The organism is Curtobacterium sp. MCLR17_034 (genome assembly GCF_003234485.1).
GTDB classification, from domain to species: Bacteria; Actinomycetota; Actinomycetes; order Actinomycetales; family Microbacteriaceae; genus Curtobacterium; species Curtobacterium flaccumfaciens.
In genome coordinates this window covers 145,488-171,347 of sequence record NZ_QKTH01000003.1, presented here as the reverse complement: position 1 = coordinate 171,347, position 25,860 = coordinate 145,488, and the positions used below count along the sequence as shown (strand labels likewise).

General features: G+C 70.1%; 24 protein-coding genes. 16 read left to right on the top strand and 8 right to left on the bottom strand.

The features are described 5' to 3' along the window. The first annotated feature begins 16 nt into the window (after positions 1 to 16). The 4 genes from nusG to DEI98_RS05250 all read left to right on the top strand — a co-directional run bounded on the left by nusG (position 17) and on the right by DEI98_RS05250 (position 3,146). On the top strand, positions 17 to 1,066 hold the full coding sequence (gene nusG / locus DEI98_RS05265) for a transcription termination/antitermination protein NusG (protein ID WP_110861538.1): 1,050 nt from the start codon (positions 17 to 19) through the stop codon (positions 1,064 to 1,066). A gap of 158 nt (positions 1,067 to 1,224) precedes the next feature. Next, complete coding sequence (gene rplK, locus DEI98_RS05260) at positions 1,225 to 1,656, top strand: 50S ribosomal protein L11 (protein ID WP_017888638.1); 432 nt, start codon at positions 1,225 to 1,227, stop codon at positions 1,654 to 1,656. Between the two features lie 90 nt (positions 1,657 to 1,746). Further along, positions 1,747 to 2,436, top strand: coding sequence for a 50S ribosomal protein L1 (rplA, locus tag DEI98_RS05255; protein WP_017888639.1), 690 nt, complete (start codon positions 1,747 to 1,749; stop codon positions 2,434 to 2,436). 101 nt (positions 2,437 to 2,537) lie between these two features. Beyond that, on the top strand, positions 2,538 to 3,146 hold the full coding sequence (locus tag DEI98_RS05250) for a Pr6Pr family membrane protein (protein WP_111100143.1): 609 nt from the start codon (positions 2,538 to 2,540) through the stop codon (positions 3,144 to 3,146). Here DEI98_RS05250 and DEI98_RS05245 read toward each other — a convergent pair. Both DEI98_RS05245 and DEI98_RS05240 read right to left on the bottom strand, forming a co-directional pair. Next, a complete protein-coding gene (locus tag DEI98_RS05245; protein ID WP_110861533.1) occupies positions 3,143 to 3,826 on the bottom strand; it encodes a YqaJ viral recombinase family protein in 684 nt (227 codons plus the stop codon). The two genes, DEI98_RS05250 and DEI98_RS05245, sit on opposite strands and share 4 nt — an antisense overlap. A 67-nt stretch (positions 3,827 to 3,893) precedes the next feature. Beyond that, entirely contained in the window at positions 3,894 to 5,105 is a 1,212-nt protein-coding gene (locus DEI98_RS05240) for an ROK family transcriptional regulator (RefSeq protein WP_110863395.1), read from the bottom strand. Between the two features lie 144 nt (positions 5,106 to 5,249). Here DEI98_RS05240 and DEI98_RS05235 point away from each other — a divergent pair, with 144 nt between their 5' ends. The 6 genes from DEI98_RS05235 to DEI98_RS05210 all read left to right on the top strand — a co-directional run bounded on the left by DEI98_RS05235 (position 5,250) and on the right by DEI98_RS05210 (position 11,693). Then, positions 5,250 to 5,996 carry a sugar phosphate isomerase/epimerase gene (locus tag DEI98_RS05235; RefSeq protein WP_111100142.1) on the top strand — a complete coding sequence of 249 codons (747 nt, stop codon included), beginning with the start codon at positions 5,250 to 5,252 and terminating at the stop codon, positions 5,994 to 5,996. Continuing rightward, positions 5,993 to 7,144: a Gfo/Idh/MocA family protein gene (locus DEI98_RS05230; RefSeq protein ID WP_071406323.1), complete on the top strand. Its 1,152-nt coding sequence runs from the start codon at positions 5,993 to 5,995 to the stop codon at positions 7,142 to 7,144. Before DEI98_RS05235 ends, DEI98_RS05230 begins: the two co-directional genes overlap by 4 nt. Before the next feature lie 113 nt (positions 7,145 to 7,257). Beyond that, entirely contained in the window at positions 7,258 to 8,559 is a 1,302-nt protein-coding gene (locus DEI98_RS05225; protein ID WP_071406324.1) for a sugar ABC transporter substrate-binding protein, read from the top strand. Between the two features lie 216 nt (positions 8,560 to 8,775). Beyond that, positions 8,776 to 9,771: a carbohydrate ABC transporter permease gene (locus tag DEI98_RS05220; RefSeq protein ID WP_017888646.1), complete on the top strand. Its 996-nt coding sequence runs from the start codon at positions 8,776 to 8,778 to the stop codon at positions 9,769 to 9,771. After that, positions 9,764 to 10,603 (top strand): carbohydrate ABC transporter permease, encoded by an 840-nt coding sequence (locus DEI98_RS05215; protein WP_071406325.1) that lies wholly within the window; start codon positions 9,764 to 9,766, stop codon positions 10,601 to 10,603. Before DEI98_RS05220 ends, DEI98_RS05215 begins: the two co-directional genes overlap by 8 nt. A gap of 136 nt (positions 10,604 to 10,739) precedes the next feature. Further along, a complete protein-coding gene (locus DEI98_RS05210; protein ID WP_111100141.1) occupies positions 10,740 to 11,693 on the top strand; it encodes a biopolymer transporter Tol in 954 nt (317 codons plus the stop codon). A 115-nt stretch (positions 11,694 to 11,808) separates the two neighbouring features. Here DEI98_RS05210 and DEI98_RS05205 read toward each other — a convergent pair whose 3' ends face one another. The 5 genes from DEI98_RS05205 to DEI98_RS05185 form a co-directional block, all read right to left on the bottom strand. After that, positions 11,809 to 12,486, bottom strand: a complete 678-nt coding sequence (locus DEI98_RS05205; RefSeq protein WP_111100204.1) for an ABC transporter ATP-binding protein — start codon at positions 12,484 to 12,486, stop codon at positions 11,809 to 11,811. Between the two features lie 101 nt (positions 12,487 to 12,587). Further along, entirely contained in the window at positions 12,588 to 14,135 is a 1,548-nt protein-coding gene (locus tag DEI98_RS05200) for an ABC transporter permease (protein ID WP_071406327.1), read from the bottom strand. Positions 14,136 to 14,264: 129 nt separating this feature from the next. Beyond that, positions 14,265 to 14,975 carry a glycosyltransferase family 2 protein gene (locus tag DEI98_RS05195; RefSeq protein ID WP_181437947.1) on the bottom strand — a complete coding sequence of 237 codons (711 nt, stop codon included), beginning with the start codon at positions 14,973 to 14,975 and terminating at the stop codon, positions 14,265 to 14,267. Continuing rightward, positions 14,972 to 16,327, bottom strand: coding sequence for a bifunctional PIG-L family deacetylase/class I SAM-dependent methyltransferase (locus DEI98_RS05190; RefSeq protein ID WP_258370743.1), 1,356 nt, complete (start codon positions 16,325 to 16,327; stop codon positions 14,972 to 14,974). Before DEI98_RS05190 ends, DEI98_RS05195 begins: the two co-directional genes overlap by 4 nt. Continuing rightward, positions 16,324 to 17,358 (bottom strand): acyl-CoA/acyl-ACP dehydrogenase, encoded by a 1,035-nt coding sequence (locus tag DEI98_RS05185; protein WP_111100138.1) that lies wholly within the window; start codon positions 17,356 to 17,358, stop codon positions 16,324 to 16,326. Before DEI98_RS05185 ends, DEI98_RS05190 begins: the two co-directional genes overlap by 4 nt. Before the next feature lie 103 nt (positions 17,359 to 17,461). On the opposite strand from DEI98_RS05185, the gene DEI98_RS05180 reads away from it, so the two are divergent. From DEI98_RS05180 to DEI98_RS05160, 5 genes are all read left to right on the top strand, one after another. After that, on the top strand, positions 17,462 to 18,202 hold the full coding sequence (locus tag DEI98_RS05180; protein ID WP_110863388.1) for a response regulator transcription factor: 741 nt from the start codon (positions 17,462 to 17,464) through the stop codon (positions 18,200 to 18,202). After that, complete coding sequence (locus DEI98_RS05175) at positions 18,199 to 19,731, top strand: cell wall metabolism sensor histidine kinase WalK (protein WP_111100137.1); 1,533 nt, start codon at positions 18,199 to 18,201, stop codon at positions 19,729 to 19,731. The genes DEI98_RS05180 and DEI98_RS05175 overlap by 4 nt, the downstream gene beginning before the upstream one ends. 279 nt (positions 19,732 to 20,010) lie before the next feature. Next, the gene (gene rplJ / locus DEI98_RS05170) at positions 20,011 to 20,526 is read left to right on the top strand and encodes a 50S ribosomal protein L10 (RefSeq protein ID WP_017888663.1); all 516 of its coding nucleotides are present in this window, start codon (positions 20,011 to 20,013) and stop codon (positions 20,524 to 20,526) included. A 51-nt stretch (positions 20,527 to 20,577) separates the two neighbouring features. After that, positions 20,578 to 20,961: a 50S ribosomal protein L7/L12 gene (gene rplL, locus DEI98_RS05165; protein WP_027466380.1), complete on the top strand. Its 384-nt coding sequence runs from the start codon at positions 20,578 to 20,580 to the stop codon at positions 20,959 to 20,961. Positions 20,962 to 21,232: 271 nt separating this feature from the next. Continuing rightward, a complete protein-coding gene (locus DEI98_RS05160; protein ID WP_111100136.1) occupies positions 21,233 to 22,150 on the top strand; it encodes a hypothetical protein in 918 nt (305 codons plus the stop codon). A gap of 169 nt (positions 22,151 to 22,319) precedes the next feature. Here DEI98_RS05160 and DEI98_RS05155 read toward each other — a convergent pair whose 3' ends face one another. Next, positions 22,320 to 23,744 carry an amino acid permease gene (locus DEI98_RS05155; RefSeq protein WP_110863385.1) on the bottom strand — a complete coding sequence of 475 codons (1,425 nt, stop codon included), beginning with the start codon at positions 23,742 to 23,744 and terminating at the stop codon, positions 22,320 to 22,322. Positions 23,745 to 23,870: 126 nt separating this feature from the next. Between DEI98_RS05155 and DEI98_RS05150 the strand changes: the two genes are divergently transcribed. Continuing rightward, positions 23,871 to 25,745 carry an ABC transporter ATP-binding protein gene (locus DEI98_RS05150; RefSeq protein WP_111054426.1) on the top strand — a complete coding sequence of 625 codons (1,875 nt, stop codon included), beginning with the start codon at positions 23,871 to 23,873 and terminating at the stop codon, positions 25,743 to 25,745. Positions 25,746 to 25,860: the final 115 nt, after the last annotated feature.

The following is a 25,860-nucleotide window of genomic DNA, read 5'->3' as shown; positions in this document are numbered from 1 at the left end:
ACGGAAAGAATCGACTGTGTCTGACAACTCCCGCGATGACATCGACCTCGCGACGGCTGCCGAGCAGTCCTCCGAGGTCGAGGAGAACCAGGAAGGCGACGTCGAGACCGGCGAAGGACGCTCCGTCGAGTCCGCTGAAGAGCGTGCGATCTCGATCGAGGGCGACGACGACGAGTCCCTCGGCCTCAGTTCCGAGCCCGACGACGGCACCGTCGACGCCGGCCTCGACGAAGCACTGACGGCCCTGCAGGAAGCCCGCGATCCCGAGGCTGACGCCGTCGTGGACGACGCCCTCGAGATCGACTCCGCCGACGAGGCCGAGGCCGCCGTCGAGGCCGTCGAGGACGAGGAAGAAGTCGAGCTCGAGTCCGAGACCGCCGCCGAGGCGAACGAGACGCTCGCCGCCGACGAGGCACTCGACGCCGAGGACGAGGACGACGAGCCCGCCGAGGTCGACCCGTACGAGGCCTTCAAGGCCGAGCTGCGGATGAAGCCGGGCAAGTGGTACGTCATCCACTCCTACGCGGGCTTCGAGCGCCGCGTGAAGTCGAACATCGAGAACCGCATGGTCTCGATGTCGATGGAGGACTACATCTACCAGGTCGAGGTCCCGATGGAGGACGTCGTCGAGATCAAGAACGGGCAGCGCAAGCTGGTCACCCGCGTCCGGATCCCCTCGTACGTGCTCGTCCGCATGGACCTCAACGAGGACTCGTGGTCCGTCGTCCGGCACACCCCGGGCGTCACCGGCTTCGTCGGCAACGCGCACAACCCGACGCCGCTCCGTTTCGACGAGGCGTTCGGCATGCTCAAGTCCCTCGTGCAGGTCGCCGAGGCCGCCCCGACCAAGGGCGGCGCGAAGGGCAGCGGCCTGCAGGCACAGCCCGCAGCCGAGGTCGACTTCGAGATCGGCGAGACGATCACCATCAAGGAAGGCTCGTTCGCGGGCCTGCCGGGTTCGATCTCGGAGATCAAGCCGGAGAGCGGCAAGCTCACCGTCCTCGTCTCGCTGTTCGAGCGCGAGACCCCGGTCGAGCTCAGCTTCGACCAGGTCACCAAGCTCTAGCGACCACCCAGCTGTAGCGATCACCGAGATCGACTACACTGAACGGGTTTGGGCCCGCGCGCCTCGTGCGAGCGGGCCTTCACCGCTGTCCGGAACGGCCGGACCAGCGGGAGAGTGCACGGATCCCCGTGTGTTCGATTCCAGGAGGAAGACAAGTCATGGCACCGAAGAAGAAGGTCACGGGCCTGATCAAGCTGCAGATCAACGCGGGAGCCGCCAACCCGGCCCCCCCGATCGGTCCGGCGCTCGGTCAGCACGGCGTCAACATCATGGAGTTCTGCAAGGCGTACAACGCGGCGACCGAGTCGCAGCGTGGCAACGTCGTGCCGGTCGAGATCACCGTCTACGAGGACCGTTCGTTCACGTTCGTCCTGAAGACCCCGCCGGCCGCTGAGCTCATCAAGAAGGCTGCTGGTGTGCAGAAGGGGTCCTCGACCCCGCACACGGTCAAGGTCGCGAAGATCTCGATGGACCAGGTCCGTCAGATCGCCGAGACCAAGCAGGCCGACCTGAACGCCAACGACATCGAGCAGGCCGCGAAGATCATCGCCGGCACCGCACGCTCGATGGGCATCACGGTCGAGGCCTAAGCACCGATCGGGCTCCGGCCCACCACCAGACACCTTTCCGTGGGAGAGCCTCGCCGGCTCGCCAACCACGTATCTCGCAAGGAGACCACCATGGCGAAGAAGTCCAAGGCCTACCAGGCCGCGGCCGCGAAGATCGAGGCCGACAAGTTCTACACCCCGACCGAGGCCGTCGCCCTGGCCAAGGAGACCGGTTCCTCGAAGACCGACTCCACGGTCGAGGTCGCGCTGAAGCTCGGCGTGGACCCCCGCAAGGCCGACCAGATGGTCCGCGGCACGGTCATCCTGCCGCACGGCACGGGCAAGACCGCCCGCGTCATCGTCTTCGCGACGGGTGCGGCTGCTGAGGCCGCCATCGCCGCCGGTGCCGACGAGGTCGGTGGCGACGAGCTCATCGCGAAGGTCGCCGAGGGGTACACCTCGTTCGACTCCGCCGTCTCGACCCCGGAGCTCATGGGCAAGGTCGGTCGTCTCGGTAAGGTGCTCGGCCCGCGTGGCCTCATGCCGAACCCGAAGACCGGCACCGTGACCCCGAACGTGGCGCAGGCCGTCAACGACATCAAGGGCGGCAAGATCGAGTTCCGCGTCGACAAGCACGCCAACGTGCACTTCGTCGTCGGCAAGGCCTCGTTCACGCCGGAGCAGCTCGACGAGAACATCTCGACCGCGCTCGAGGAGATCAACCGCCTCAAGCCGTCGTCCTCGAAGGGCCGTTACGTCATGAAGGGCGCCGTCTCGACGACCTTCGGCCCCGGCATCCCGCTGGACGTCAACAGCATCTGAGTCCACTGACTCACGGGTCCTCCGACCCATGGAAGGGCCCGCACCGGCAACGGTGCGGGCCCTTCCTGCACGTCGTCGCCGTGTCCCGATAACGTGGTGCCGTGCGCACCCTCGTGAACTCGCTCCGACTGATCGCCGTCATCGCCATCGTCGTCGCGGTCGTGGCCCAGTGGCTCGAGAGCTCGCAGACCCCGACCTACTCGTTCTGGAACTTCTTCGGCTACTTCACGATCCAGTCGAACCTGATCATCGCCGTGGCCCTCGCGATGACGCTCGTCGCGGCGGCGCGTCGCAAGCGGGCGGACCTCGCCGTCTCGGTGCTCCGTGGCGCCGCGACGGTGTACATCGCAACGACCGGCATCGTCTACAACACGCTGCTCACGGGCGCGAACGTGTCGGCCTCGGTGCCGTGGTCGAACGACATCGTGCACAAGATCATCCCGGTGTACGCGGTGCTCGACTGGCTGCTGTTCTCGGACCGCGCACGGCTGCTGCTCCGCCACGTGTGGTGGTTCCTGCTCTACCCGGCGGTCTGGACCACCGTGGTGCTCGTCCGCGGCGCGACCGACGGGTGGGTGCCGTACCCGTTCCTCGATCCGGCGCAGGGCTACGGCGTCGTCGCGATCTACGTGGTCGGGATCGCGGTCTCGATCACGCTGCTCGGCATCCTCGTCGTCGGGATGAGTCGGCTGCGGCTGGTGAAGGTCTAGGAGCGGAAGCCGCGGAGCTTGTCGAGCACCAGGTCGGCGAGCTGCACGAGCCCGCGGATCTGGTCGTCGTCGCGGTCGACCCAGCGGCACTCGGGTTCGTCGGCGACCGGCACGAACCCGTCGTGGCGTTCCCAGACGAACAGGGTGCGGTCGGCGCCGAGCACGTACTGCTGCCACCAGATCTGCCGGAGGTAGTGCCGCGGGATGCTCCGCCAGGCCTTGCCGGTGGTCTTGATCTCGGCGAGCACCACGCGGGACGACTCGTCGACCCCGACGCCGTCCGGGGTGGCGAGGTGGGCGCGGTTCGCGGCGGCATGGAACAGGTGCGCCGAGGGCTGGATGCCGTGGGTGGCGGCGACCCAGGCGGCGATGACCGGTTCGCGGTCCTTGCCGTGCTCGGTGAACGCGTTGCCGGAGAACCGGGAGCCGTAGCGCTTCTCGGTCACGACGGCCTCGACGGCGCGCAGTGAGGCGAGCCGGGCGACGTCGGTGGCGGTGATGCCCATGGCGCGGGCGCGGAGCCAGGCGACGCGGTCCGAGGAGTGCGCGACGATGCGCTCGGTGTGGCCGCGCAGGGCGGTGAACGCATCACGCGCAGCCGGGACCGGCGCGGACGACCCGGGAAGGGCCTCCAGACCGGGGTCCAGGTCGCCCCACAGGGTGGGCTGCACGATCGTCACCCGACGATTGTCCCCCCGACCACCGGCAAGACCGAAACCGACGCGCTCACGCGACCGCGGGTGCGCGTCAGGAGACGAGTTCGCGGCCCTCGGCGAAGGCGACCAGCTCGTCGACCCCGGCGGGGGAGAGGGCGTAGCCGATGGCGAGGGCCGCGGCGCCCTGCAGCGCGGCGAGGGACCCGGCGCGGGACTGCACGATGACGAGGTGCTCACTGGCCAGGGGCATCGAGCGGGAGTAGACGACCTCGCGGACGCCGGCGAGCAGGTGCTCACCGGCCTGCGTGATCGATCCGCCGAGTGCGATGACGGACGGGTTGATGAGCGAGATGCAGGTCGCCAGGACCTCGCCGATGTCCCGACCCGCCTGTCGCACGGCGTAGATCGCGTCGAGGTCGGACCGGTTCACCAGGTCGATCACGTCCGCACCCGTGTGCACGTCGTGCCCCTTCGCGCGGAGGGCGCGGGCGATCGCCGGACCGGAGGCCACGGCCTCCAGGCAGCCGGTGTTGCCGCAGTGGCAGGGGACGTCGCCGGCGCGGGAGACCCGCACGTGGCCGATGTCACCCGCGGTGCCCTGGGCGCCGCGCTGCAGCCGGCCCTCGGAGACGATGCCGGACCCGATGCCGGTGGCGACCTTCACGAACAGCAGGTGGTCGACGTCCGGCCAGCCGTGCTCCCGCTCACCGAGGGCCGCGATGTTCACGTCGTTGTCGAGCAGCACGTGGGCGGCGATGTGCTGGCGGAGCCACGAGGGCACGTCGAAGCCGTCCCAACCGGGCATGATCGGCGGGTTGGCCGGGCGGCCGGTGGAGAACTCGACCGGCCCGGGGACGCCGATCCCGATCGCGATGACGTCCTGTCGGCTGCGCCCGACCTCGGCGAGCAGGTCGTCGATCGTCTCGACGAGCCAGGACAGCGTCGGCACCGGACCGGCGGCGATGTCGATCCGGGCCTCGCGGGTGGCGAGCGGTGCCGCGACCAGGTCGGTGACGGCGACGCGACCGTGCGAGGCGCCGAGGTCGGCGGCGATCACGAGCCGGGCGCGGGGCTTCAGCGCCACCTGGGCGGGCGGACGGCCGCCGGTGGAGACGGCGGTGTCCACGGCGCCGACCAGCCCGATGTCGATCAGGGAGTCGAGGCGCACGCCGATGGTGGAGCGTGCGAGTCCTGTCAGTGCGGCGAGCTCGGCCCTGGTGCGCGGCACGCCGTCGCGGAGGATCTGGAAGAGCTCGCTCGTCCCGACCGGAGGCGACGCTGCCGTCCGGTTCAAGTCGACCATGTGGGGAGTGAAGCACACATCGTTCGCGCCACGCAATGAAGTCCGTCGACATTCCTCGGACTTCTGCTTGACCGCCGACAAAAGTGCTCGTAGTGTGACGATCGGTCAGTGACGACCGCACCATCTCGACGAGGAGAACCCCCGGTGACCCAACCGCTCTCGGTCCAGCTCTACACGGTCCGCGATGCCCTCAGTGCCGATCTGCCCGGCACCCTGCAGCGCATCGCCGACATCGGCTACACGAACGTCGAGGCCTTCGGCTTCGTCGACAACGCCGACGAACTCGCCGTCGCCCTCCGTGACGCCGGCCTCGCCGCCCCGAGCGGCCACGCCCGTCTGCTGGATGCCGGCGAGCAGGACCTCGAGCGCATCTTCCACGCCTCCACCACCCTCGGCTTCGGGACCCTCATCGACCCGCACATCGACGAGTCCCGCTGGACCACTCGCGAGGACGTCGAGGCGATCGCCCGCGAACTCAGCGCCCTCGCCCCGCGTGCCGCCGACCACGGCCTGGTGCTCGGCTACCACAACCACGCGTTCGAGTTCTCGAACCGCATCGACGGCGTCAGCGCCTACGAGGTCTTCGCCGACGCCCTGTCCGACGACGTCGTGCTCGAGCTCGACACCTACTGGGTGCAGGTCGGCGGGGACGACCCGGTCGCGGTCATCGGCAAGTACGGCGACAAGGTCCAGTTCCTGCACGTCAAGGACGGCGACGGCTCGCACGACGACAAGCAGCAGGTCGCCGTCGGCAACGGCATCATGCCGATCCGCGACATCATCGCCGCCGCGCCCGACGCACTGCACGTCGTCGAGCTCGACGACCACGAGGGTGACGTCTTCCAGGCCGTCGCCGACTCCTACACGTTCCTCGAGGGGGCCCGCGCATGACCGACACAACCACCGCCGCTGCGACGGCGACCGACAGCACCACCCGCACCGGCCCGGTCGGCGTCGGTGTCATCGGCGCCGGGGTCATCTCGGACCAGTACCTGTCGAACCTCACCGTCTTCCCCGACGTGACCGTCCGCTTCATCGCCGACATCGACCTGCCGCGCGCCGCCGCCCAGGCCGAGAAGTGGGGCGTCCCCGGATCGGGCACCGTCGAGGAGCTCCTGGCCGACGACGACATCGAGATCGTCGTGAACCTGACGATCCCGGCCGCCCACGTCGAGGTCGCGCTGCAGGCCCTGGCCGCCGGCAAGCACGTCTGGGGCGAGAAGCCCTACGCCCTCGACCGTGCCAGCGCCGCGGAGCTCCGCGACGCCGCGGCCGCCGCGGGCAAGACCGTCAGCGTCGCCCCGGACACGTTCCTCGGCGCCGGCCTGCAGACCGCGCTCCGCACCATCCGCGACGGCCGCATCGGCACCCCCCTGAACGGCCTGACCCTCTTCCAGAGCCCCGGACCCGAGTCGTGGCACCCGAGCCCTGAGTTCCTCTTCGCGTACGGTGCCGGTCCGCTGTTCGACATCGGCCCGTACTACATCACCACCCTCGTCCAGACGTTCGGACCGGTGAAGAAGGTCACCGCGACGGCGTCGAAGTCCCGCGCCACCCGCACCATCGGCTCCGGGCCGAAGGCCGGCACCGAGTTCCCGGTGGACGTCCCGACGAACCACTCCGCGCTGATCGAGTTCGAGAACGGCGGGAGCGCGCAGAGCGTCTTCTCGTTCGAGTCCGACCGCGGCCGCACCGGCTTCGTCGAGATCGCGGGGGAGACCGGCACCGTCGTGTTCCCCGACCCGAACAACTTCGACGGCGACACCGAGCTGTACGCCCTCGGTTCCGAAGAGCCCGAGACGATCCCCGCGGTCGGCTCCACCTACTCGCGCGGCACCGGCGTGGTCGACCTGGCCCGCTCGCTGCGGGCCGGCGACGAGAACCGCGTCCCCGGTGCGCTCGCCTTCCACGTCCTCGACGTGATGGTCTCCATCGCCGAGGCGGCAGAACGTGGCGAGGCGGTGCTCGTCGAGAGCACCGTGTCGCCCTCCCCGACCCTCCCCGAGGGCTGGGACCCCGCGGAACGCACCCTGGCCTGACCGCCAGGGCGCTGCCCGCAACCCACAGCAGCACCCGACCAGCACCATCCGCAGCACCAGCTCCACTCCTGCACCATCCCTGCACCATCTCAACGACGAGAAAGTAGAGAGTCATGCGCACTGCCATCCGCGCACTGGCCATCACCGCGGCCGCCGCACTCACCGTGTCCGGCCTCGCAGCCTGCTCCTCCGGTTCGTCCGGCGACTCCGGCGACTCCAAGACGCTCACCTACTGGGCGTCCAACCAGGGCACGTCCCTGCAGAACGACAAGGAGGTGCTGACCCCCGTCCTCAAGAAGTTCACCAAGGAGACCGGGATCAAGGTCGACCTCCAGGTCATCGGCTGGAACGACCTGCAGAACAAGATCCAGACCGCCGTCACCTCGGGCCAGGGCCCGGACGTCGTCAACATCGGCAACACCTGGGCGACCTCGCTCCAGGCCACCGGCGCCTTCCAGGAGTTCGGTGACGCCGAGATGAAGGCGATCGGCGGCGAGGACAAGTTCGGCAAGGTCGCCCTGTCCACCGGTGGCGCGCCCGACAAGACGGTCACGAGCGTCCCGCTCTACGGCCTCGCCTACGGCCTGTACTACAACAAGAAGATGCTGTCGGACGCCGGCATCACCCCGCCCACCACGTGGGAGGAGATGGTCTCCGACGCCGAGAAGCTGACCAAGGGTGACACCTACGGCTTCAGCCTCGCGGGTGGTTCGTACACCGAGAACTCGCACTTCGCGTTCATCAACTCGGCGCAGAACGGTGGCGAGTGGTTCGACAAGGACGGCAAGCCGACCTTCACCTCGAAGGCCAACGTCGACGGCATCAAGCGCTACCTCGACCTCATGCAGGACTCGAAGGTCGCCAACCTGTCGAACGCGCAGTACGACAACGCGACGCAGTCGACCACGGACTTCGCGAAGAAGAAGGCCGCGTTCATCCTCAACCAGAACAACGCGAACGCGACCATCGAGTCCCTCGGCATGAAGTCGTCCGAGTACGGCGTCGTGGCGCTGCCCGCCCCGAGCGGTGGCGAGCAGATCGCCTCGTTCCCGGCCGGTATCAACCTGTCGGTCTTCAAGAACACGAAGAACAAGGACGGCGCGCTCAAGTTCGTCAAGTACATGACGAGCATGGACACGCAGACGACGCTGGACAAGCCGTACTCGGCTCTGCCGGTGCTCGCCGAGGCTGCTGACTCCGTCACGGACGAGCAGACGAAGACGTTCCTCGACATCTACAACAACAAGGCGAAGCCGCTCCCGCTGGTGCCCGCCGAGGACCAGTTCGAGTCCACGGTCGGCAAGGCGATGAACGACATGTTCGCCAAGATCGCGACCGGTTCCAAGGTCTCCGAGGCCGACATCAAGTCGGCACTGCAGACCGCCCAGGACCAGGTGTCCCAGGCCGCCGGTTGATCCACCCTGGAGGCCCGGGTCGCGTCCGCCGGACGCGCCCGGGCCTCCACCCCTGACGCTCCAGGGCCGACCACCCGTCGGCCGTGAGGCACACGCCCCAGAGCCGACCACGCGTCGGCCGTGCGGCGCACGCCCCACGCACCCCGCGCCTCCCGGCCGCTGCCACGGCCGCGCGGACCGCACCTGCACGCCCCTCCTGCCGAAAGGCCCCACCAGATGTCCACGACGGTCCTGCCCGACTCGGAGCGCATCGACCTGACGCACACGAAGGCCCCGACGATGTCGGGCCGTCCGCCAGGTCGCAAGCGCAAGACCCACTGGCTGCCCTACGCGCTCGTCGCGCCGGCCATCCTGTTCGAGCTGCTCATCCACATCGTCCCGATGCTCACCGGCATCTGGATCTCGTTCATCCAGCTCACCAAGTACTTCATCGCGAACTGGGGTGCCGCGCCCTTCGCCGGGTTCCGGAACTACCAGGTCGTCGTCGACTTCGACCAGGCGATCGGCCGCGGGGTCCTCAACTCGTTCCTCATCACGTGCGCCTTCACGGTCCTCGTGGTCGGGCTCTCCTGGACCTTCGGCATGGCCGCAGCCGTCGCGCTGCAGAAGCCGTTCGCCGGACGCGGGCTCTTCCGCACCCTGTTCCTCGTGCCCTACGCGCTGCCGATGTACGCCGGCGTCATCACCTGGAAGTTCATGTTCCAGCGTGATTCGGGGGCCCTGAACCACCTGCTCGTCGACCAACTCGGGCTGTTCGGCGGCAACGCCCCGTTCTGGCTCATCGGCAACAACGCGTTCGTGGCCGTCGTCGTCGTGGCGATCTGGAAGACCTGGCCGTTCGCGTTCCTGATGCTCATGGCCGGCCTGCAGTCCGTCCCGAACGACGTGTACGAGGCCGCCTCGGTCGACGGTGCCAAGCCGTTCCGCCAGTGGCGCTCGATCACGCTGCCGATGGTCCGCCCCGTCAACGTGACGCTCGTGCTCGTGATGTTCCTGTGGACGTTCAATGACTTCAACACGCCGTTCGTGCTGTTCGGCTCGACCGCGCAGCCACCCGCCGCGGACCTGCTGAGCTTCCACATCTACAACGCGTCGTTCATCACCTGGAACTTCGGTTCCGGTGCCGCGATGAGCGTCCTGCTCCTGCTCTTCCTGCTCGTCGTCACCGGCATCTACCTGGCCGTGACCAACCGGAGGTCCGTCCGTGCGTGAGACAACTGGCGCCAAGTCCTTCAAGATCATCACCCTGGTCGTCCTGACGCTGTTCACGGTCGTGCCGCTCTACGTGATGATCACCACGGCCATCAAGCCCCTCGGCGACGTGCAGGACAACTTCACGTGGATCCCGTCGCGGATCACCTTCCAGCCGTTCATCGACATGTGGTCGACGGTGCCGCTCGGCCGGTACTTCATCAACTCGCTCGTGGTCTGCACGGTGGCGACGGTGTTCTCGCTGATCATCGCGACGTTCGCCGCCTACGGTGTCTCGCGCTGGAACTTCAAGGGCAAGAGCACCTTCACCACCGCGGTGCTCTCCACGCAGATGTTCCCCGGCGTGCTGTTCCTGCTGCCGCTGTTCCTGATCTTCACGAACCTCGGCAACTCCCTCGGCATCCAGCTCGTCGGGTCGTGGCTCGGCCTGATCATCACGTACCTGACGTTCACGCTCCCGTTCTCGATCTGGATGCTCGCCGGGTACTTCGAGACCATCCCGCGCGAACTCGACGAGGCCGCGATGGTCGACGGTTCGGGCCCGATGGGTGCGCTGTTCCGGGTCATCCTGCCGTCGGCCCGTCCGGGTCTGGTGGCGGTCGGGATCTACTCGTTCATGACGGCCTGGGGTGAGGTCCTCTTCGCCTCGGTCATGACGAACGGCCTCGGTTCGACCCTGGCGGTCGGTCTGCAGCAGTACTCGACGCAGACGAACGTGTACTGGAACCAGGTCATGGCGGCGTCGCTCGTCGTGTCGATCCCGGTCGTGGCCGCGTTCCTCGTGGTCCAGCGCCAGTTCGTCGCCGGCCTGACCGCGGGTGCCGTGAAGTAGGCAGAGCCTTTCCGCAAGACACCGGTGTTCACGCTCGACGCCCCCGCATCACGGGGTGTGCAGCGTGGACACCGGTGTTTTGCCGTTCCCCACCGACCCGACCACCCGACCAGCACCCCGACGACAGGATGGAACCATGAGCGACGAGACCCGCGGGCGGCAGCTGCTGCCCGGACAGACCAGCCGCGTGCACGTGTACGACGTCGAGTCCCGCACCTCGCGGCTCGTGTTCGAGTCGGCGACGGTGCTCGTCGAGGCGCCGAACGTCCTGGACGCCGAGACCCTGGTGCTCAACGGCGACGGCGACCTGTGGCTGCTGCGACTGCCGTCGGCCGACAGTGGCACCGGCACCGTGCTCGACGAGACGGCGCTCGTGCCGGTGCCGATGGACGGCGTCGACGAGATCAACAACGACCACGTGCTCGACCCGTCCGGCAGCTCCATCGTGGTGAGTGCCCGCGACGGCGAGCTGTACCGCGTCCCGCTGCCCGAGGGCGGCCCCGCGACCCGGATCACCGACGTCGAAGCGGCCCTGCCCACCAAGCGCAAGTTCTACCTGCACGGCATCGCCCCCGACGGGAGCGCCCTCGCGGCGATCGTGGGGGAGCTGTCCGAGGACGGCGTCTGGACCACCGACGTCGCGATGGTCGACCCGGAGACCGGCGAGCCGACGTTCGTCACGCGGGACGAGCACCCCGACGACGGCTGCACCATCAGTCCGGCCGGCGGGATCCTGCTCTGGAACACGGAGCGGTTCACCCCCGGTACCGCGCAACTTGCCGTGCGCTGGCCCGGGCACGACAGCCCCGTCCGCCTGACGAACGACGACCGGGTGAACTGGTTCCCGCACCTGTCCCCGGACGCCGCACACCTGCTCTACCTGTCGTACGAACCTGGCGTGCAGGGCCACCCGGCCGACCACCGCATCGAGCTGCGCCTGCTGCCGGGGTCGCTCGTCCGGGGCGCCCGGATCGCGGTCCAGCCGGAGACCCTGGTGGCCCTCGACGGCGGGCAGGGGACGGTCAACGTGCCACCGTGGGCCCCGGACTCGACGTGGTTCGCGTACTGCGACTACCCGGCGGCGGGGTAGCGGCGGCGTCTTCACGCGCTGAGCGACAGTCCACGCGCTCCTGGAGGCGTGGACTGTCGCTCAGCGCGAAACGCGGGCGGACGCCCGGCGCCTCCCCGCGCACCCGCCCGCCCCGCTAGACCTCGCGGACCTGCCCCTGCTTGATGTGCAGGCGCCGCTCGGCACGCTTCGCGACCCACGAGTCGTGCGTGACGATGACGACGGTCAGTCCGCGCTCCCGCCACTGCTTCTCGATGAGCGCCATGATCTCGTCGCGGGTCGACTCGTCGAGCGCACCCGTCGGCTCGTCGGCGAGCAGCACGCTCGGGTTCTTCACCAGCGCCCGGGCGATCGCCACGCGCTGCTGCTGGCCGCCGGACAGCTCGGCCGGCAGGTGCTCCATCCGCTCACCCAGTCCGACCTCGCGGAGCGCGCCGACCGCACGCTCGCGGACCTCGCTCCGCGACCGGTTCGCGAGCGACCCCGCGAACGCCGTCTCGACGTTCTCGAGCGCCGTCAGCGTCGGGATCAGGTTGAAGCTCTGGAACACGAAGCCGATCTCGGTCGCCCGCAGGTCGGTCAGCGCGCCGTCGCCGAGCTTCGCCACGTCGCGGTCGCCACCGAGGTGGATCGACCCGGCGCTCGGCCGGTCGAGTGCCCCGAGCATCTGCAGCAGCGTCGACTTGCCGCCGCCGGTCGGCCCCTGCACGGCCACGAGCTGTCCCTGGGGGATCGTCAGGTGGACGTTCGTCAGGGCGGTGACGGTCCGGTTCTTCTGCTGGTAGGTCTTGCTGACGTTCGTCAGCCGGTACATCGGACTGGAGGCACGGCTCGCCTCCGCCTCGCCGGTCGCGGTGTCGGTGCTGGTCACGGTTGCTCCTGTCGTCGGTTCGGTCGTGTCGGTGCGGCCGGGCATCAGGCCACGCTCCGGAGCGCCTCGGCCGGACGGAGCCGGCTCGCACGCCAGCCGCCGAGCGCGCCGGCGATGAGGCCGCCGAGGATCGCGAGGCCGATCGCCAGCAGGATGATCTCGACGGTCACCGGGGCGTGCAGGACCACGTCGGTCGTCGACGCGGTGCTCGCGCCGCCGCCGAAGCCTCCTGCCGGTGCACCGCCCGTCGTGCCGCTGCCCGCGGCCGCTGTCGCTGCGCCGCCGGGCATGCCACCACCGCCACCGGCACCCCCGCCGGTCGTGCTCGAGGCGCTCGCCGAGATCGTCGGACTGATGACGTTCACGACGAGGATGCCGATCAGGCCGGCCGCGGCGCCGAGCACGCCGCCGATCAGGCCCTGCACCAGGGACTCGCCGGCCACCTGTCGGGTGATGCGGCCGTTCGACCAGCCGATCGCCTTGAGGGTCCCGAACTCGCGGGTGCGGCGGGTCACGCCGGAGATCGTGAAGAGGATCGCGATGAGGAACGCCGCGGCGAGCACGACGATCGACAGCCACTTGCCGAGGTTCGAGACCAGGCTCGAGGCGGTGCTGAGCGACCCGGACACGCTCGAGGCCAGGTCGGCCTCGGTGGAGACGGTGGCGCTCGTCAGCTTCGCCTGCAGTGCGGACTTGATCGTGCTGACGTCGGACGAGGACTCGGCGGAGACGTAGATCGAGGTGACCTTGCCGTCGAGGTCGGCCAGCGCCTGCGCGGTGTCGAGCGGGATGTAGGTGTTCGAGCCCGTGGTCGAGGCCGAGCCGGTGGAGCTGACGATGCCGATGACGGTGAAGTCGGTGCCGCCGATGTCGACGGTGTCGCCGACCGCCTTGGACTCGCTCTTCGCGTACGACGCATCGAGCACGACGACGTCCTTGCCCGCGTCCTTCGCGGCGAAGGTGCGCCCCTTCGTGAGCTCGGTGCTCGTGAGCGGACCGACCGTCGCGCCGGACACCGGGATGCCGGTCACCGTGAACGAGTCGACGCTGAACGACCCACCGCCGAACCCGCCGCCACCGCCGGTGTCCCCGCTCGGCGGGCCCTGCTGGGTGGTGCTGTCGCTGCTGGAGTCGCTGCTGCTGTCCGTGCTGCTGTCGTCGGTCGATTGCTGCTGGACCTGGCCGGAGAACGTGCTGTTCTCGAGGGTCAGCACACCGGTCGCGGCCTTGACGCCGTCGGTGCTCGTGATCGTGGACAGGTTCGCGGCGTTCAGGGTGCTCGTGCCGCGCGCGACGGCGAGCCGGGACTGCGACAGGTCGGTCGAACCGCTGTCGTCGTCGCTGTCGCCCTGGCTGCCGAAGTCGAAGCTCGGACGCCCGCCGTTCGTCGACGCCGTCGCGGTCTTGGTGACGGTGATGTCGGTGCCGACGCCGTAGACGGACTGCAGGACGCTCGACTGCGCTGCCTGCACGCCACCCGAGATCGACGACACGATCACCACGAGGGCGATGGCCAGGGCCATCCCGATCGCGATGATGACCGTCTGCTTCTTGCGGTTCGTGAGTTCGCGCCTGAGGTAGGTCAGGAACATGGTTCTCCTCGGTGGTGGCCGGCTGGGGTCACCGGCCGCGCAGAGCACGCGGCGGGGCCGACGGAGGAGAAGCTAGGCACACTGTCGATGACCGACCCATCGCGCACCTATGAGGCGACTAAGGCCGGGTCAGCCGACGTCGCCGTACCGCTGGCGCAGGTGCTCCGCGTACCCGCCGGGGGTCCGGCCGGCGAAGCGCCCGCTCGTCACCACCGGCAGGTCGACGGTGGCGTCCACCCGGAAACCGAGCGCCCGTGCCCGGGCCACCAGCCGCGCGTCCTCGTGCTCGGGCACGGGGTCGAACCCGCCGAGGCTGACGTACGCCGCGGCGAGCACGCCGAGGTTCGCGCCGTGCACGTGGCCGAGGGCGGCACCGGGCGGGTGCGCCCGCGTCCAGCGGTCGAGCACCGCGGGCGCCAGGTCGTCCGGGTCGGGGACGACGGCACCGACGAGCACCTGCGCACCGGAGGTGAGGGCGTCGGATTGCTGGACGAGCCACCGTTCGTGCACGCGCGAATCGGCGTCGGTGTGGGCGAGCCACCGGGCAGCCGGGTCGCCGGCGTGCGCACGGAGCGCGTGCGTCGCCCCGATCGTGCGTGCCCGACCGACCCCGACACGGTCCGTGGTCAGGACGTCGACCGCGTACCGATCGACCACCGAAGCGGTGCCGTCCGTGCAGCCGTCGAGGACCACCGTGACGGCGGCTTCGACTCCGGGTCGCTCCGCGGCGAGCCGGTCGACGGCCACCAGGAGCGCGTCGAGGCACGCGGCGATCCGGTCCGCCTCGTCGTGCGCGGGGACGACGACGTCGATGCGTGCACGCGGTTCCGGCCCGGTCACCGGATGATCCCCTCGGCCCGGGCCACCGAGGTGACCGCCGGGCCGGGCAGGACGCTCAGGACGAAGTCCTCCTCCACGTGTCGGAGCAGAGCGGGACGCGGCCACCGTTCGGTCAGCCGCGCGTCCACCGCGTCACCGCTCGACACGGCCTCGTCGTCGGGGTGCCGCCAGTGGCAGGCCACGAGCACGCCGTCGTCGTCGAGCGACCCGAGCACCCGATCGATCGTCGCGTCGAGGTCGGCTGGTGACAGGTAGTACCCGACCTCGGACATCACCACCAGGTCCCACCGCCCGTCCGGCCACTCCGCCGGCAGAGCAGCCTGCACGAACCGCGCGGTCGGGGCGCGCCGGGCGGCACGCTCCAGCGGCGCCGCCGAGATGTCGGTGCCGAGGACGTCGTCCGCGCGGTCGGCGAGGGCAGCGGTCAGGACCCCGGTCGCGCAGCCGAGCTCGAGCGCCGACCGGAAGCGCGGGCGGGGGAGCGCCGCCAGCGTCACGGCCCGCTTGCGCTGCTCGTACCAGGACCCGTCGAAGTCCCACCCCTCGGGCTTCCGGTCGTAGTGGGCGTCGAACGACTCGCGCGACCGCGACGCGGCGGACCCAGGCACGAAGAACCACTCCGTCGTCCGCAGGTGGTGGGCGGCGTGCCGGTCGTCGACGATCGCCTCGTCTCCCGGTGCAGGCGACAGGGGCCGGGTCTGCGACGGGTAGGCATCGAGGGCGGCACGCTTCCGGGCGACGAGGTCGTCGGGCAGCGCGAGGGCCCGGACGTCGTCCCACGGGGCGAGGGAGTGGTCCGGGTCGTCCCAGTGCCAGGCCCAGATCGGGTACGCGAGCAGGTCGACGTCGGGGGCGCTCGCCGCAGTGGCCTGGGCGACCTCGCCCGCGATGCGGTGGTCGCGGTGCCCGTCCCCACGCCACGGCGCGACGAGCAGCACGGGGCGGGCGGCGTCGGCGAGCACCGTGTCGAGGCTGTCGACGACACGGTCTCGGTGTTCACGGGTCGTGCCGTCCGGGATTCCCACCGAGGTCGACGTCACGTCGAGGTGCAGGGTGCGCAGGGCCGCAACGAACTCCGCGTCACGGGCGGTGGCGAGTGCGTCCGGGGTCGTCGTGGGGGAGCCCGGGTGGGAGCGCTCGCCGCGGGTGAGGAGCAGCACGTGCACGGGGATGCCGACGGCTGCAGCGGCCGCGATCAGCCCACCGGCGCCGAGGGTCTCGTCGTCGGGGTGGGGCGCGACGACCACCACCGACCCGGTGCCGGAGAGGTCGATCGCCGGTGCGTCCAGGCCGTCGAGGAACCCCGTCCACGCCGCCGGGTCGGTGCCCGGCTCGCGGTGGTCGAAGCTCACCACGCGACACCGCCCCGCTCGAGCACCATCCGGCCGATGCGGGCGAGGTCCCGCGCGCCGTGGTCCTGCAGGACGTAGAGCTCGAGGTCGGCGACCCGCGCGGCGACTGCGGGGTCGGCGGTCAGTGGAGCCGGGCCGATCGTCGAGACCACCCGCTCGCGCACGGCGTCGACCGAACGGCGCACCCGCGACCGGACGGTCTGGGCGAGCAACCGCCAGTCGGTGTCGTCGGAGGCCGGGTCGGAGTCGTCGATCCGGGCGGCGGCGTCGGCGAGGGCGTCCTCCGCGTCGGCGAGGTCGGCCACGGTGGCGCCGAGGGCGGCCTGCAGCAGCTCGGACTCCGGGTGCGCCGACGCGGTGTCACGGAGCACCCGGGCGAGCCCGACTGCACCGCCCCACCAGCAGGCCGCGACGCCGATGCCGCCCCAGGCGAAGCCCGGGCGTCGCAGGTACCAGCCGGGCGCCCCGACGGGTCGTGCCCGGACGCCGTCGAAGTCGACCGGACCGCTCGGCACGTCCGGCATGCCTCGTGCGGCCCAGGCCTCGTCGTGCGCGGTGACCCCGGGCTGTCGCAGGTCCACGGCGACGAGGACCCGCTCGTCGCCCAGGTGCGCGGTGACCAGGGCGTGCGAGAGCGTCGAGGCGAGCGAGCACCACGGCTTCGTGCCGCGCAGCAGGACCGTGCCGTCGTGCTGTGGTGCGGCGTCGAGTCGGAGGCCCGGCCCCTCGGCCGCGAAGACGCCCCAGGTCGAGCCGTCCGGGGCGTCGACCCCGGCCTGCGCGAGGATCCCGAGCGCGTCCAGGTGCGGCTCGACGGTGCGGGCGGTGGCGACGTCCGCCGCGGCGACCGCGGCGAGCGTGCCGAAGAACCCGCCGGCCGCACCGGCGGACAGGGGTGGGGTGGTGGCGGCGACCGCCCGCGCGACCGTCAGGCGGTCCGTCGGTGGCGAGCCGGGCCTCCCGGTCGTCCGTTCGATCCGCGCGGTGTCCAGGTGCCGGGCCGACGGGGGCCAGGCTGCAGATCGCAACATGCTCCCAACGTACGGAGCGGCAGACGTGGACGTGTCCTCGATCCACAGAACGCACTGGGCCGCGCCACAGACGACTCATAGGAATTTCTCGATACTCGAAGACGTGACCATCTCCCAGCCCGCAGCAGCCCCGCGCCTCACGCGTGCCGACGGAACCCCGTTGCGCATCCTGGTCGTCGACGACGAAGCCAGCCTCACCGACCTGTTGTCCATGGCGCTCCGCTACGAGGGCTGGGACGTCAAGAGCGCGAACGGCGGGCAGGACGCCCTGACGACCGCGCGGGAGTTCAAGCCCGACGCGATGGTGCTCGACGTGATGATGCCGGACCTCGACGGGCTGCAGGTGCTGAGCCGGCTGCGGCAGAACAACGACGACACCCCGGTGCTGTTCCTCACCGCGAAGGACTCGGTCGAGGACCGCGTGACCGGGCTCACCGCGGGCGGCGACGACTACGTCACCAAGCCGTTCTCCCTCGAGGAGGTCGTGGCGCGGCTGCGTGGGCTCATCCGCCGCTCGCAGATCTCGATCTCCGAGGCCGGGGACTCCCGCATCGTGGTCGGCGACCTGGTGCTCGACGAGGAGTCGTACGAGGTGCACCGCGCCGGCCGCCCGGTCGAACTGACCGCCACCGAGTTCGAGCTGCTCCGGTTCCTGATGCGCAATCCCCGGCGGGTGCTCTCGAAGGCGCAGATCCTGGACCGGGTGTGGTCGTACGACTTCGGCGGCAAGTCGTCGGTCGTCGAGATCTACATCTCCTACCTGCGCAAGAAGATCGACGCCGGTGAGACCCCGATGATCCACACGGTGCGCGGCGTCGGGTACGTCATCAAGCCGACCTCGTGACCCTGCGGCGCCGGCTCGTCCTGAGCATCGTCGCCCTCGTCGTCGCCGTCAGCGCGGTGATCGGGGCGGCCAGCATCATCGCGCTCTTCTCGATCCAGACCAGCGCGATCGACAAGCAGATCACGAGCGCCACCCACCGGGCGCAGCGGTACCTGCAGCAGAACCAGTCGGGGCAGCCGAGCATCGACCTGTCCCGGCCGTCCGGGCAGGCCGCCGGCACCCTGACGGCGTACTTCGTCGACGGGCAGGTCGTCATCGCGAACGTGCTCGACGACTACGGCCGCCCGAGCGGGGTCCCGCAGACGAGCGCCGAGGCACTGGGGTCCGTCCGTGTGGACGCCGACCCGGAGACGATCGACCTCGGCTCGGACGTCGGGCGGTACCGCCTCGCCGCCGTCAACGTCGGCCCGGCCGTCCTGGTCGTGGGACTCCCGATGGCCCCCGTCTACGACAGCGTCTGGAAGCTGTTCGCCGGGGTCCTCTCCGTCCTGGCAGCCGCACTGGTCGCCGGTTCGGTCGTCGCGGCGTTCGTGGTCCGGCAGTCGCTCCGGCCGCTCGAGCGCGTCGCCGAGACCGCCTCCACCGTCGCACGCATGCCGCTCGATCGCAGTGACGCCCTCGACGGTGTCCGTGTGCCCGACACCGACCCCCGCACCGAGGTCGGCCGGGTCGGCAGCGCCTTCAACCGCATGCTCGGGCACATCGGCAGTGCGATGCAGGCGCGGGAGCGCTCGGAACAGAAGGTGCGGCAGTTCGTCGCCGACGCCTCGCACGAGCTCCGGACACCGCTCGCCTCGGTGCGCGGGTACGCCGAACTCACCCGGCGCATGGGCGGCGACCTGCCGAAGGACGTCGTCTACGCGATGAGCCGCATCGAGTCCGAGTCCATCCGGATGACCTCGATGGTGGAGGACCTGCTGCTCCTCGCCCGGCTCGACGAAGGCCGCGAGATCCAGTTCGCCGAGGTCGACCTGACCGGACTGGTGCTCGACGCCGTGAACGACGCCCACGCCGCGTCCCCCGAACACCCGATCGAGGTCGACGTCCCGCCGGAGCCGGTCACCATCACGGGCGACGCCGCACGCCTGCACCAGGTCATCGTCAACCTCGTCACGAACGCCCGGACCCACACGCCCGAGGGCACCCGCATCACGGTGGGCCTCGCCCCGGTCGACGGCGGCGTTGACCTGACCGTGCGCGACACCGGCCAGGGCATCGACCCGGAGTTCCTGCCGAAGCTGTTCGAGCGCTTCGCCCGGGCGGACAGTTCGCGGTCCCGCACGGTCGGGTCGACCGGCCTGGGGCTCGCCATCGTGGACGCGGTCGTGCAGGCGCACGGCGGCCGGGTCGAGGTCACGAGCGAACCGGGGGACACCGTGTTCACGGTGCACCTGCCCCGCGACCCGGCTGCGGCTGCGGCTGCCGCCGGGGCCGGGGCCGGGGCCGGGGCTGTCGCGTCGTCGTCGGCTGACCCTGCCGGGTCCGCGGACTGGTCGGCGACACCCGCTGCGGTGGACCGTACCCACTGACGGACGGGAGGCGCGGGGCGGGCCCGCCCCGCGCCTCCCGACCGCTGTTTGGTCTCGTCCACGGCATCTGCTACTGTTCTCGAAGCCAAAGACCGCCGGATGTCGTGCTGCTCGCAACGTGTTTGTGAACATCGTGACCGAAGGTCCTCACTCGTGAGGCATCCCGCGCAGGTGTTCCGAACCACTCCCACCATCTGGTGAGAGCAGCTCCGAGCCTCTGCGCCGGAGCTTTTTTCGTTCGTGGACCTGGGGCTGCCGGCAAGACCCCCAAGGAGAACCATGGCGAACAAGGAAGCTGCGGTCGCCGAGCTCACGGAGTCCTTCCGTAGCTCGAACGCCGTTCTGCTCACCGAGTACCGCGGTCTCACGGTCGCGCAGCTCAAGGAGCTCCGCAACTCGATCCGTGAGCACGCCACGTACGCCGTGGTGAAGAACACGCTGACCAAGATCGCGGCGAACAACGCCGGCATCTCGTCGTTCGACGACGAGCTCGCCGGTCCGTCCGCTCTCGCCTTCGTCCACGGTGACACCGTCGCCGTCGCGAAGTCGCTGCGTGCATTCGCCAAGGCGAACCCCGAGCTCGTGGTGAAGGGCGGTTACTTCGACGGTAACCCGCTCACCGCGACCGAGGTGGACAAGCTCGCCGACCTCGAGTCCCGTGAAGTGCTGCTCGGCAAGCTCGCCGGCGCACTCAAGGCCTCGCTGTTCGGTGCTGCGTACCTGTTCCAGGCACCCCTCTCGCAGGCCGTCCGCACCGTGGACGCCCTTCGCGAGAAGCAGGAGTCCGCGGCCTGATCAGGCTCGCGTTCATCAACCACACGTACTAGCTAGTAGTAGGAGAAAATCATGGCGAAGCTTTCGCAGGACGAGCTCATCGAGGCCTTCAAGGAGCTCACGCTCATCGAGCTCTCGGACTTCGTGAAGAAGTTCGAAGAGGTCTTCGAGGTCACCGCGGCCGCCCCGGTCGCCGCTGCCGCCCCCGCCGGCGCAGCTGCTCCGGCCGAGGCCGCTGAGGAGAAGACCGAGTTCGACGTCATCCTCAAGTCCGCTGGTGACAAGAAGATCCAGGTCATCAAGGAGGTCCGTGGCCTGACGTCGCTCGGCCTCGGTGAGGCCAAGGCGCTCGTCGAGACCGCCGACGCCAAGATCCTCGAGGGTGCGAACAAGGAGACCGCCGACAAGGCGAAGGCGACCCTCGAGGCCGCTGGCGCCACGATCGAGCTCGCGTAGTCTCGACCGTTCCGGTCACGAAGGCCGCTGCCCCTCGGGGCGGCGGCCTTCGTCGTGTGCTGGGGTGTGTGCGCTTCTTTGTCGCTTTCCCCAAAGCGACAGATGGGCCCGGAAAGAGCACAGCTTCTTGTCGCTTCAGCGCCTCTGGCGGTGCCCACTTCCGGAGAATCGTCGCTTTGGCATCGCGGCACGACCGCCTGGAGGCGCGTGGATTCTCCACAGATCGGCGAACGTCGCCGACATCGGTTGCGCTGGGCGACAGAGTGCTGCCATGCACCCCGCCAACGCCATCGCACTGTTCCGGACGAACAGACTCGACCGCGCGGACGCTCGACAGCTGCAGCGCCGCAAGCTGGCCGGTGAACTCGTCCGCGTGCGACATGGCGTCTACGTCGACCGCTCGGCGTGGGACGCGCTCGACGGCCGGAGTCGACACCTCGTCCGCATGCGGGCCGCTCTCCCGCTGCTCCGCGGAGGCGCTGTGTGGTCGCTCGGCTCAGCGGCTGCGATCCTCGGGGCACCTCGTCTCGACCCGTGGCCGGAGCGCGTCCATGCGAACGTGCCCGCACTGGAGCACGACCTCCGACGTACCGGGCTGACGATGCACGCCGGGTCCTCGCTCGTGTCGGGGCACCGTTTCCACGGCGTCGAGTACACCGCTCTCGCGCAGACGACGATCGAGCTCGCCCGTCGGGGACCCCTGGCTGCAGCGGTCGTCGGGTTGGACCACGCGCTCCGCAACGGAGTCCGGCACGAAGACCTCGAGCACCTGGCGCTGACTGCCGGTCCGTGGGGCGCGGTCCGCCTTGAGCACGCGTTGGAGATCTGCGATGTCCGCCACGAGTCGGTGGGCGAGTCCTACTTCGCAGCGCGTGCGGCCGAGCTCGGGTGCCCGGACATGGAACCGCAGCACGAGTTCGCCGGCGTGGACGGCGCCGTTGACCGGGTCGACTTCTGGTTGCCGAGGCAGGGGATCGTGATCGAGTTCGACGGGCGGCAGAAGTACGAGGACCGCGAGATGCTGCGGGGGAGGAGCGGCGCCGACGCCGTCTGGAGCGAGAAGCGGCGCGAGGACCGGGTCCGTGCTCGCGGCGAGGTCAACGGGTTCGTCCGCGTGTACTGGGAGCACCTCGTCGTGCCGGAGCGCCTCCGAACCCTGTTCCGTCAGCACGGTGTGCCGTGCCGATGACGTCCTGGCTTGTTGGTGCTGCCAGAGCGACACTTCTCGCGGGAGGTGAGTCATGCCTCCCGGCAAAGCGACAGAGTGCCGCGAATGTTCCGCGGGCATCCGTCGCTTTGCGGGAGTGAGCGCGTGAGGTCGGCGCGGCGGGCGGGCGGGGCGGCGTGGCGCGCGCGCGTCAGCGCAGGGTGCTGTGGCGGCGGCCGTAGGCCAGGTAGAGCAAGGCACCGGCGACCATCCAGATGCCGAAGGCGATCCAGGTGGTGGCGCCGAGGAACACCGCGAGCAGCACGCAGCTCAGGGTGCCGAGGACCGGCACGACGGGGAACAGCGGCACCCGGTACGAGCGCTCCAGGTCGGGCTGCGAGCGGCGGAGCACGATAACGGACACGTTCACCAGGGCGAAGGCGACGAGGGTGCCGATGCTCGTGGCGTCGGCGAGTTCCCCGAGGGGCACGAGCGCGGCGACGATCGTCACGGCGATCCCGATGATGAGCGTGTTCGCGATCGGGGTGCCGGTGCGTCGGGAGACCCGGCCGAAGACCTTCGGCACCAGACCGTCGCGGGACATCGTGAGCAGGATGCGGGTCTGGCCGTACAGGACGGTGAGCACGACGCTGGCGATGGCGACGACGGCGCCGATGGAGAACACGAGGGCGACGAGCGGCTGCCCCGTGACGTCGACGACGATGCGGACGAGCGACGCCTCGGACGACGAGAACGCGGTCCACGAGCGGGCCCCGACGGCGGCGATCGCGACGAGGATGTACAGCGCGGTGATGAGCGCGATCGAGCCGATGATCGCCCGGGGCAGGTCGCGGCGGGGGTTCTTCGCCTCTTCACCGGCGGTCGAAGCGGCGTCGAAGCCGATGTACGAGAAGAACAACCGTGACGCGGCGGCGGTGACCCCGGCGGCACCCATCGGGGCGAGCGGTTCGAAGTTCTGCGCCCGGAACGCCGTGAACGCCACGACGACGAAGAAGACCAGCAGAGCGATCTTCACGATCACCATGACCGTGTTCACCCAGGCGCTCTCGCGGGCACCGGGCAGCAGCACGGCGGTGGCGAGCAGGACCAGGACCGCCGCGGGCAGGTTGACCACGCCGCCGTCGACCGGGGGAGCGGCGAGTGCGGTGGGCAGGTGCAGTCCGAACACGCGCAGGGTCTCGTCGACGTACTCGCTGGCACCGACGGCGACCGCGGCCACCGAGACGGCGTACTCGAGCACGAGGCACCATCCGCAGATCCAGGCGATGCCCTCGCCCATCGTGGCGTAGGTGTACGAGTAGCTGGACCCCGAGGTCGGGACGGCGCCCGCCATCTCGGCGTACGACAGCGCGGACAGCAGCGCGGCGATCCCCGCGACGACGAACGAGATCCAGACGGCGGGACCGGCGAGCGGGACCGCGGTGCCGAGGACGACCAGGATGCCGGTGCCGAGCGTGGCCCCGACGCTGATCATCGTCAGCTGCCAGACGCCGAGCGACCGACGGAGCGGTTCCCCGTTCACACCGCGGGAGGCTTCGGCCTGCAGCTGTTCGATCGGCTTGCGGCGGGCGAGCTGCGCCCCCAGGGACGTGGGACGTGACGGCGCGGACGACATGGGACCTCGGTGGTGCGGGGACGGGGACGGCACATGCTCGCACGCCCCCTGAACGGGGTCAAATACTGCGGGGCTGTGGACAGGGCGGTCGATGTCCGGGCGCGGGGCTACGGTGGCTCCATGAGCATGGGACACGGCGGGCGAGGCGGCGGTCCGCGCGGGGGTGGGCGCATCTCGAGCGGCGACTTCCGCGCGCAGAAGGCCGCCAACGCCGAGGCGCCGAGGATCCCGCACCTGGTCCGGCGCATCGCCGCACTGTTCGAGCCGCACCGTCGGGCGATCATGCTCACGGTCGTCCTCGTGCTGATCGGTGCGGCCATCTCGGTCGTGCCGCCACTGCTCACCCAGCAGGCGTTCGACCGTGGGTTGTTCCCGCCGTCGGGTCGCCCCGACGTCCCGGTGCTGGTCGAGCTCGTGTCCGCGATGGTCCTGCTCTGGATCGCGAGCGCCGGGGTCGGCGTCTGGCAGACGTACCTGACCGCGACGGTCGGCAACAAGGTCATGGGTGCGATGCGGATGCGCCTGTTCGCGCACCTGCAGCGGATGGAGCTCGCGTTCTTCACCCGCACCAAGACCGGCGTCATCCAGTCGCGCCTGCAGAACGACGTCGGTGGCGTGGCGAGCGTGCTGAACAACACGATCTCGTCGGTGCTCGGCAACACCGTGACCGTGATCGCCGCCGTGGTCGCGATGCTCCTGCTGAGCTGGCAGATGACGCTGGTCGCCGTGGTCCTGCTGCCGCTCCTCGTGATCGCGCAGCGCCGCGTCGGCCAGGTCCGGGCCCGCATCGCCGCGCAGACGCAGGAGTCGCTGTCCGACATGACGGCCATCACCCAAGAGGCGTTGAGCGTCTCGGGCATCCTGCTGGCGAAGAGCTTCAACCAGCAGGCCAGCGAGACCCGCCGCTACGGGGACGAGAACCGCAACCAGATCACCCTGCAGGTGCGCCAGCAGATGTCCGGGCAGTGGTTCTTCGCGATCGTGCAGATCTTCCTGTCGATCATCCCGGCGATCATCTACGTCGTCGCCGCGTACCTGATCATCGGCGACGTCCCGATCACGGCCGGCACGATCGTCGCGTTCACGACGGTGCAGTCCCGGCTGCTGTTCCCGACGGTCGGGCTGCTGCGCGTGGTCCTCGACCTGCAGACCTCCGGTGCGCTCTTCGCCCGCATCTTCGAGTACTTCGACCTCAAGCCGGCCATCACCGACTCGCCGACCGCCCGGCCCGTGGACGAGTCGAAGGTCGGCCACGTCGCCTTCGACGACGTCGTCTTCACCTACCCCGACGGCGAAGCCGACAAGCCGACCCTGCGCGGGGTGTCGTTCGAGCTGCGCCCCGGGCAGTTCGCGGCCTTCGTCGGCCCCTCCGGCGCGGGCAAGACGACGGTGTCCTACCTGGTGCCCCGGCTGTACGAGGCGACCGAGGGATCGGTGCGGTTCGCCGGGCAGGACGTCCGCGACCTGGTGCACGAGGACCTGATGCGGCACGTCGGCATCGTCAGCCAGGAGACGTACCTGTTCCACGCCACGATCGGCGAGAACCTGCGGTACGCCAAGCCGGACGCCACCGACGACGAGCTCGAGCGTGCGGCCCGTGCGGCGAACATCCACGACACGATCGCGTCGTTCCCGGACGGCTACGACACCGTCGTGGGGGAGCGCGGCTACCGCCTGTCCGGTGGCGAGAAGCAGCGCATCGCCATCGCGCGGGTCATGCTGAAGGACCCGCCGGTGCTCGTCCTCGACGAGGCCACCAGTGCACTCGACTCCATCTCGGAACACGTCGTGCAGACGGCGCTCGACACGGCGGCGGCCGGTCGGACCACCATCTCGATCGCGCACCGGTTGTCGACGATCCGCGACGCCGACGTCATCTTCGTCCTGGACCACGGGCAGATCGTCGAGCAGGGCACGCACGACGAACTCCTCGCCCTCGACGGCACGTACGCCCAGCTGCACCGGCAGCAGAACACGTCGGCGGACGTCGTCCGGCCCTGACCGGTCGTGGTCGCGACCGGGCGCCGGACAGGAGGCCCGTGGCGGCGTCCGCACGGGCCTCCCGTCCGGCGCGCAGCGCGACCAGGGCACGTCGCCCGCCGCGGGATCACGGTGC

What these genes read in the sequence shown, in the direction of transcription:
- rplK (WP_017888638.1), top strand. Translation starts at nt 1,225, where the DNA reads ATGGCACCGAAGAAGAAGGTCACGGGCCTGATCAAGCTGCAGATCAAC.
- rplA (WP_017888639.1), top strand. Translation starts at nt 1,747, where the DNA reads ATGGCGAAGAAGTCCAAGGCCTACCAGGCCGCGGCCGCGAAGATCGAG.
- DEI98_RS05240 (WP_110863395.1), bottom strand. Translation starts at nt 5,105, where the DNA reads ATGGTCGACTTGAACCGGACGGCAGCGTCGCCTCCGGTCGGGACGAGC.
- DEI98_RS05230 (WP_071406323.1), top strand. Translation starts at nt 5,993, where the DNA reads ATGACCGACACAACCACCGCCGCTGCGACGGCGACCGACAGCACCACC.
- DEI98_RS05225 (WP_071406324.1), top strand. Translation starts at nt 7,258, where the DNA reads ATGCGCACTGCCATCCGCGCACTGGCCATCACCGCGGCCGCCGCACTC.
- DEI98_RS05220 (WP_017888646.1), top strand. Translation starts at nt 8,776, where the DNA reads ATGTCCACGACGGTCCTGCCCGACTCGGAGCGCATCGACCTGACGCAC.
- DEI98_RS05210 (WP_111100141.1), top strand. Translation starts at nt 10,740, where the DNA reads ATGAGCGACGAGACCCGCGGGCGGCAGCTGCTGCCCGGACAGACCAGC.
- DEI98_RS05205 (WP_111100204.1), bottom strand. Translation starts at nt 12,486, where the DNA reads ATGTACCGGCTGACGAACGTCAGCAAGACCTACCAGCAGAAGAACCGG.
- DEI98_RS05200 (WP_071406327.1), bottom strand. Translation starts at nt 14,135, where the DNA reads ATGTTCCTGACCTACCTCAGGCGCGAACTCACGAACCGCAAGAAGCAG.
- DEI98_RS05185 (WP_111100138.1), bottom strand. Translation starts at nt 17,358, where the DNA reads ATGTTGCGATCTGCAGCCTGGCCCCCGTCGGCCCGGCACCTGGACACC.
- rplJ (WP_017888663.1), top strand. Translation starts at nt 20,011, where the DNA reads ATGGCGAACAAGGAAGCTGCGGTCGCCGAGCTCACGGAGTCCTTCCGT.
- rplL (WP_027466380.1), top strand. Translation starts at nt 20,578, where the DNA reads ATGGCGAAGCTTTCGCAGGACGAGCTCATCGAGGCCTTCAAGGAGCTC.
- DEI98_RS05160 (WP_111100136.1), top strand. Translation starts at nt 21,233, where the DNA reads ATGCACCCCGCCAACGCCATCGCACTGTTCCGGACGAACAGACTCGAC.
- DEI98_RS05155 (WP_110863385.1), bottom strand. Translation starts at nt 23,744, where the DNA reads ATGTCGTCCGCGCCGTCACGTCCCACGTCCCTGGGGGCGCAGCTCGCC.
- DEI98_RS05150 (WP_111054426.1), top strand. Translation starts at nt 23,871, where the DNA reads ATGGGACACGGCGGGCGAGGCGGCGGTCCGCGCGGGGGTGGGCGCATC.